6 protein-coding genes and 1 tRNA gene are annotated in these 6,529 nt (G+C 27.8%); 4 read left to right on the top strand and 3 right to left on the bottom strand.

Annotation, left to right across the window (positions count from 1 at the left end):
• Positions 1-207: 207 nt before the first annotated feature.
• Together I2E98_RS13925 and I2E98_RS13920 are read left to right on the top strand one after the other, a co-directional pair.
• The gene (locus tag I2E98_RS13925) at positions 208-1,092 is read left to right on the top strand and encodes a polysaccharide deacetylase family protein (RefSeq protein ID WP_195469494.1); all 885 of its coding nucleotides are present in this window, start codon (positions 208-210) and stop codon (positions 1,090-1,092) included.
• Between the two features lie 59 nt (positions 1,093-1,151).
• Positions 1,152-1,457 (top strand): hypothetical protein, encoded by a 306-nt coding sequence (locus I2E98_RS13920; RefSeq protein WP_195469493.1) that lies wholly within the window; start codon positions 1,152-1,154, stop codon positions 1,455-1,457.
• Between the two features lie 23 nt (positions 1,458-1,480).
• On the opposite strand, the gene I2E98_RS13915 is transcribed toward I2E98_RS13920, so the two are convergent.
• Both I2E98_RS13915 and I2E98_RS13910 read right to left on the bottom strand, forming a co-directional pair.
• The gene (locus I2E98_RS13915; protein ID WP_195469492.1) at positions 1,481-3,091 is read right to left on the bottom strand and encodes a DEAD/DEAH box helicase; all 1,611 of its coding nucleotides are present in this window, start codon (positions 3,089-3,091) and stop codon (positions 1,481-1,483) included.
• Between the two features lie 436 nt (positions 3,092-3,527).
• Complete coding sequence (locus I2E98_RS13910) at positions 3,528-4,247, bottom strand: lysophospholipid acyltransferase family protein (protein WP_195469491.1); 720 nt, start codon at positions 4,245-4,247, stop codon at positions 3,528-3,530.
• 158 nt (positions 4,248-4,405) lie between these two features.
• Here I2E98_RS13910 and I2E98_RS16365 point away from each other — a divergent pair, with 158 nt between their 5' ends.
• Positions 4,406-5,251 (top strand): staygreen family protein, encoded by an 846-nt coding sequence (locus I2E98_RS16365; protein WP_195469490.1) that lies wholly within the window; start codon positions 4,406-4,408, stop codon positions 5,249-5,251.
• A 57-nt stretch (positions 5,252-5,308) separates the two neighbouring features.
• A tRNA-Arg gene (locus I2E98_RS13900) sits at positions 5,309-5,383 on the top strand.
• Positions 5,384-5,434: 51 nt separating this feature from the next.
• Here the strand turns inward: I2E98_RS13900 and I2E98_RS13895 are convergent.
• Entirely contained in the window at positions 5,435-6,328 is an 894-nt protein-coding gene (locus I2E98_RS13895; protein ID WP_195469489.1) for a DUF368 domain-containing protein, read from the bottom strand.
• Positions 6,329-6,529: the final 201 nt, after the last annotated feature.

Genomic DNA, 6,529 nt, shown 5'->3' with positions numbered 1-6,529 from the left:
ATATTAAAATATAATTTTTTCTAAAAAATATAAAGAATAATTATATAAAAATATAAGATGAAAAATAATTTATATATTTATAAAAAAAGATAAAAATGAAATTTTTTAAAATAAATATTTCAAAAGAATAAAAAAGTGATTAATTTACAAAATTGATTATATAAGCTAAAATTGTTTGAGTAATAAAAAATAAAAGGGGGAAAAATTATGAAAAAATTTTTAGTCATAATATCATTTATGTTGTTAATAACTTTGGGAATAGTTTCTTGTGGAAAAAATGAAGCAAACAATCAGGTAACTGATATAACTAACAATGAGGAGCAACAAAGTGATAATGAAAATGTAGAGCAAGATAATCAAGAGGAAGATAAGGAAGAAGAAAGTAAAGTAGAAGAAAAAGAAGTTGAATACATAAATATTGCATCAGAGGAGGTTAGAATTCCTATTCTTATGTATCACTCTATAAGCGATGATGATCCTAATAATAACTTATTAGTACCTCCAAGCATGTTTGAAGAGCAAATGGCATGGTTAGAAGCAAATGAATTCACTGCAATGAATTTAGATGAAGCATTAGAAGCTATGGAAACGGGAAAAGTACCTAAAAGACCTGTAGTAATAACGTTTGATGATGGTTATTCTGATAACTATACTAGTGCTTTTCCGTCATTAAAAAATCATGGATTAAAAGCTACGTTTTTTGTTATAACTGATGGGGTAGATAACGGATATTATATGTCTACAGATATGTTAAAAGAGATGCAGGCAGCTGGAATGTCAATAGAAAATCATACAGCTAATCATTTAGAATTAGATAAGTTATCTAGAGAAGATGCCTATGATGCAATTAAGAGGGGGCAAGATTTCCTAAGAAATAATATAGGATCGGATGCAAATTACTTATGTTACCCTGTTGGAAAATATAATGATGAAACTATTGAAATTGAAAAAGAATTAGGTATTAAAGCGGCAACTACTACTCAAGGAGGAATAAGTTCTATAGGTGATGGTTTATACCAACTAAAAAGGGTTAGAATATATCCAATGAGTATAGAAAGTTTTGCTTCAATATTTTCTGAGTATATTTATTAGACATAAGTTATAATATAATAAAATGAACTAATAAATATGATACTTTCGGAGGTAAAGTAATGGCTAAAATAACTAGTAGAAATAATGACTTATTAAGGGATTCTAGAAATAAGGTATCACCAAAAGTTTATGATCTTTTAATTGATTTAGTTAATGATGATAGAGAAGATTTAGCGGAAATAGCATTAAAGATAGACTATTTAATAGAATATGCAAATAGTGCTATTAAGGGAAAAGATTTTTCAGAAGCTTTAGAAACAGTACAAAGAGCAGAAGAAAGATTAAAGATGATAAAGAGATCAAATTTTGATGTAAGTCATTTAGAATACTTAATTGAAGGTGTTAAAAAAAAGATAAGGAAGTAATCACTTCCTTATCTTTTTTTATATTATTTAGATTTTTTTCTATTATTACTTCTTCTTTTTTTGTTATTAGTTGAAACTTCAACGTTAACTCTTCTCTTATTAATTTTTCCACCAGTACATTTTTCAAGAACTTGTCTATGAATTGTGTTATCTACATTAACAAATGCGAAGTTTTCCATTATATCGATATCTCTTATTTGAGATGCCCCAACTTTAGCATTATTCTTTATGTAGTTTATTAATGTCTTAATAGTTAAGCCATCTCTTCTACCAGCAGAGAAGAATAATCTAACGTCATTTTCTTTGCTTGATGCAGGAGCTTCAAGCTTATCACTTGAATAATCAAAAGATAATTGATTTTTAAATTGACTTTGAAGTAATGAAGCAATTACCTTAACAGAATCGTGACTTTCAGTTAATTGAGTAGCAACATCTACAAATTTTGAATAATCTTCAGCTTCTATTATTGATGAAATTTCATTAGCCATTAATTCAAATTTAGCGTTATATATTTCTTGAACTGTAGGTATATTTCCTTTTTCGATATTACCTTTAGTTACATTTCTTATTTGCTTAAGGAATCCAAATTCCTTTGGAGTAATTATGCTGTAAGCAGTACCTTCTCTACCTGCTCTACCAGTTCTACCAATTCTGTGAACATAAGATTCAATATCTTGAGGTAACTCATAGTTAAATACGTGAGTAACACCATCAACGTCAATTCCTCTAGCAGCAACATCTGTAGCAACTAAGAATTTTAATGAACCATTCTTGAACTTAGCAAGAGTTTTCATTCTTTGAATTTGAGACATATCTCCATGCATACCTTCAACCATGTATCCTCTAGCTTGCATTGCAGCAACTAAATCATCAACGCCTTTTTTAGTTCTGCAGAAGATAATACCTGCTGATGGATTATCAAAGTCTATTAATCTACAAAGAGCTTCTAATCTTTGAGAGCCATTAACTTCAAAGAAGTTTTGCTTGATTGTAGAACCAGTCATTTCTTTTCTAGCAATAACTATATGTTGTGCATCTTCTTTTAAATATTTTTTTGATAATTTCTTGATTTGAGGTGGCATTGTTGCAGAGAATAATAAAGTTTGTCTTTCTTCTGGAATGCTCTTCATTATTTCCTCCATATCATCAATGAACCCCATGTTTAGCATTTCGTCAGCTTCATCTAGCACTAGGAATTCTACTGATGATAAAGGTAAATTTCCTCTTCTTATATGGTCTAAAACTCTACCAGGAGTACCAACTACTATATTAGCTCTTTTTAAATCTCTAGCTTGAAGGTGAATTGGTGCTCCACCGTATACAGCAACGATGTTTAATTTTTCGTACTTAGTTAATTTTACTAATTCATCGTGAACTTGTATTGCTAATTCTCTTGTTGGAGCTAAGATTATTGAGCCTATAGCATTTTTAATTTTTAAGTTGTTTATCATAGGTAGACCAAATGCTGCTGTTTTTCCTGTACCAGTTTGAGCCTGACCTATAATATCGTTACCTGAAAGGGCAACTGGAATTGCTTCAGCTTGAATTGGAGATGGAGTAGTAAAACCTAAATCATCAATAGCTTTTACTAAAGTCTCTTTTAAGCCTAAATCATTAAATGTTAAATTCGTCATATAGTATCCTCTTTTTTCATATATTTTTTATTTATTTCAAATTATTTAAATAATTATTTCTCATCAATCGACTTTATTAAGTATATAGCAAAAATATAATTAATGCACTAAGTATTTATTGTAAAATATGAAATACTTATTTATTTTCAAAATAAGACAAAATGGTATTGTTTTCATTGGGAAATTTTAAAAAAAATTAAAAATACCAAAAAAATATAATTGACAATTAGCGAAAAATAGTTCAAAATATGCAATGGAAATAGTCATTACTTAAATTTTAAATATTGTGTTATTGTGTCATGGAGTATGTGGGAAGTTAGGTCTACCTATGTACTCTATTTTTTTGTAATGAAAAGACTCCTTCAGAGGAAGATATATGTCTATATGGTTAAAAGATAAAAAGGTGAGTTATTTTTAACTCACCTTTTAAAATATATTAAGAAATTTTTGAAGCAATTATACTTTGAACAGTTTTAGGTAATATATCTTGTTCTTCTTTAGTTAAATTTGCAGTTTCAATTGCTGGATGGAAATAAAGATTAACAGTAGCAGGTTTAATCCAAGGTCCATTACCGTGTTCCATTATTTTAAAAGATCCATCCATAGTTACTGGAACTATAGGGCATTTTGACTTAGTGGCTAGTTTAAAGCTACCAGCTTTAAATTCTTTTATTGGACCGCCCTTACTTCTAGTTCCTTCAGGGAATATTACAATTGAATGTCCAGCTTTTAGATTTTTAATTCCATTGATTATTGCTTCACCTGATTTTCTAAGATTACTTCTATCCATAAAAACACAGTGTAGGAAGTTCATCCAAGTCCTTACTAGTGGAATTTTTTCAACTTCTATTTTTGAAATAAATCCAATTACTTTTGGAATTTGAGTAATATATATTGGGATATCGAAATTACCTTGATGATTACCTACAAATAACACTGTTTTATCTTGGGGAATGTTTTCTATTCCGTGAACATTAACTTTAACTCCAGCTAACTTTAGTAATGAATTTGCCCAGATATTAGTGCACTTATATATTAAAGCTTCACTTTCTTCAATTCTATTTTTCTTAATTAAGTATTTAACTCTAAATATGAGCGGTGTACTAATTATCAAGCTTAATACAAACCATATAAACCAAATTATAGTTCTTATCATTATTTTGTCACTCCTCAAAATTTTAAATATAAATAAAGTATACTATAAAATATACGTTAAAAGTAATATTTTTGAAATATAAAATATTAATAAACTAAATATGTACAAAGTCATATATTAATTAAAGATGAGAGAATTTTTTTTATGAGGTATGTATAGTGATTAGGTTTCAACCAGAAAAATTAAATGTGAGTTATAAAGATGAAGTAGGAATAAAGACTTTCTTACCTCCAAGAAAGTATACATTAACACATTCGGATGAAAGTGGTGAGTTGTTTTTATCAATAGGAAAAAAATATGACTTAGATCAGATTAATTATAATATTAGAGATGAAGTTTTAGGAAGTTGGGAAAAAGATGATAAAGATTATTTGCTTATTACATTAGAGGTTGATAATGGCGAGGGTATTAGTAATACAATTAAAAGAGATAAAATATTTAGGCAAAAGCTTACTTTAGCATTAATAGCCATAGTATACGGAGACAATTTATTTTTTGAAAATAATAAAGAATTATATGAAGCTCCTGTTAGAGTAAGGTTTAATTCAAAAGTTAGCGAATATGATACATTAGAAGAGTGGGGGAAGGTAGAAGATTATAAATATAATTTGGAGAGATACAATAATGAGTTACCTAATTATAAGTTTAATCCATTTCCAATATTACCACCAGTACAGACTCCAGGATATATAAAGGCTGTTAATGAGAAAAAAAAGAAAAGAGATAATGCTATAGAGATGGCATTGATAACTACATTAGAGCCATATATAAGCAGAGAGGTATATACTTTGTTTGGAAAGGACACTCCTTATTGTATAAAGAAATCAGAAATAATAGATGCAAAGGTTGTAAATACTTATGGGCCTTGTAGTGAGGAATATGAAATAGTAATTGGACTTAAAGTTGGTAAGAGACCACCTTTTTATAATAATATGATAATAACATTTTTAATTGACGAAAATGGAGTTAAAATAAAGAACGTTAAAAATCCCAAGTATAAGTAGAAAAAATTGACATATACTAAATGTTGTAATAAAATAAATATATAATTTAAAATGCGTGCTCTCATAGTTCAATGGATAGAATAGTCCCCTCCTAAGGGATAGATACAGGTTCGATTCCTGTTGGGAGTACCATGTATGCAAAAAAACGACTTACCAATTAAGGTAAGTCGTTTTTTTATATTTCTATTTAGATTTTTTTTCTAAAAAGTCTTTTGATTTTTCTAATACTATTATTACTACTCCACCTATAATGAAGAATATCCAGCTGAAGCTTGAAAGATTCATTGCAGGTTTTGGAACTTCTAATGTTGTAGGTCCCATAAATACTGCATAGATTGAGCCAAGCATTAGACCTAAGATTAAGTAAATCATTGCAGATCTATATTTATTTAATAGGAATTTAATTAACTTTATAGTACTTAATATTCCTACGATAACCCCTAGTCCAAAGATTATAAGTATTGGTAAGTAAGAAAAGTTTAAAGATAAAACTTCTTTTATTGCACTTATAATTCCAGTATAAAGTCCAAATATTAATAATAAAGTTGATCCTGATATACCAGGTAAAACCATAGCTGAAATTGCAATCATTCCAGCAATAAATACAAATATACCAATACTAAAGTTCAAATGCTCTAAAGAAAGGTTTAATCCACCATCAGATCCTGATGGGTTAAAATATGTAATTAAACCAACAATTAAAGCTCCGATTATAGTAAATATAATATTTTTGTATTTACCAACTAAAGAGTCTTTTTCTTCTCTCATTATTAATGGAATTGCAACTATTATAAAACCCGTAAATAATGAACTTATACTGTAAATATGTTCATCAAATATAGAAGATAATATTAGTACAGATAATATCATACCTGTTACCCAACCAATTCCTAATTTGATTAAGAAGATTAAAGATTTTTTCTTATCTTCTGTACTATTTTTTGATATTAAAGAATTTAATGAGCCTATGAAGTCATCATAAAATCCTAAGATAAAAGCAATAGTACCCCCCGAAACTCCAGGCACACTATCGGCTAGTGCCATAAAGAAACCTCTGATAAAATTAATAATAAACACAATATCACCTCAAAATAAATATGTTAAGTATAAAATAAATATACTAAGCATAGAAAATAATTAGTATATTTGTATAAAAATTATATTATAAATACAGAAAAAACACTAAATATTTTTTCTGAAAATAAATGTAAATTTTATGTTTATTTATTGGTAAATTATATCATATACTAATAACGTATGATATAATAAATATTAAAA

This window comes from Clostridium sp. D43t1_170807_H7 (genome assembly GCF_015555905.1).
Classification (GTDB): Bacteria; Bacillota; Clostridia; order Clostridiales; family Clostridiaceae; genus Clostridium.
Note: the sequence above shows the minus strand (reverse complement) of the source record. Positions and strands in the feature narration are given on the sequence as shown.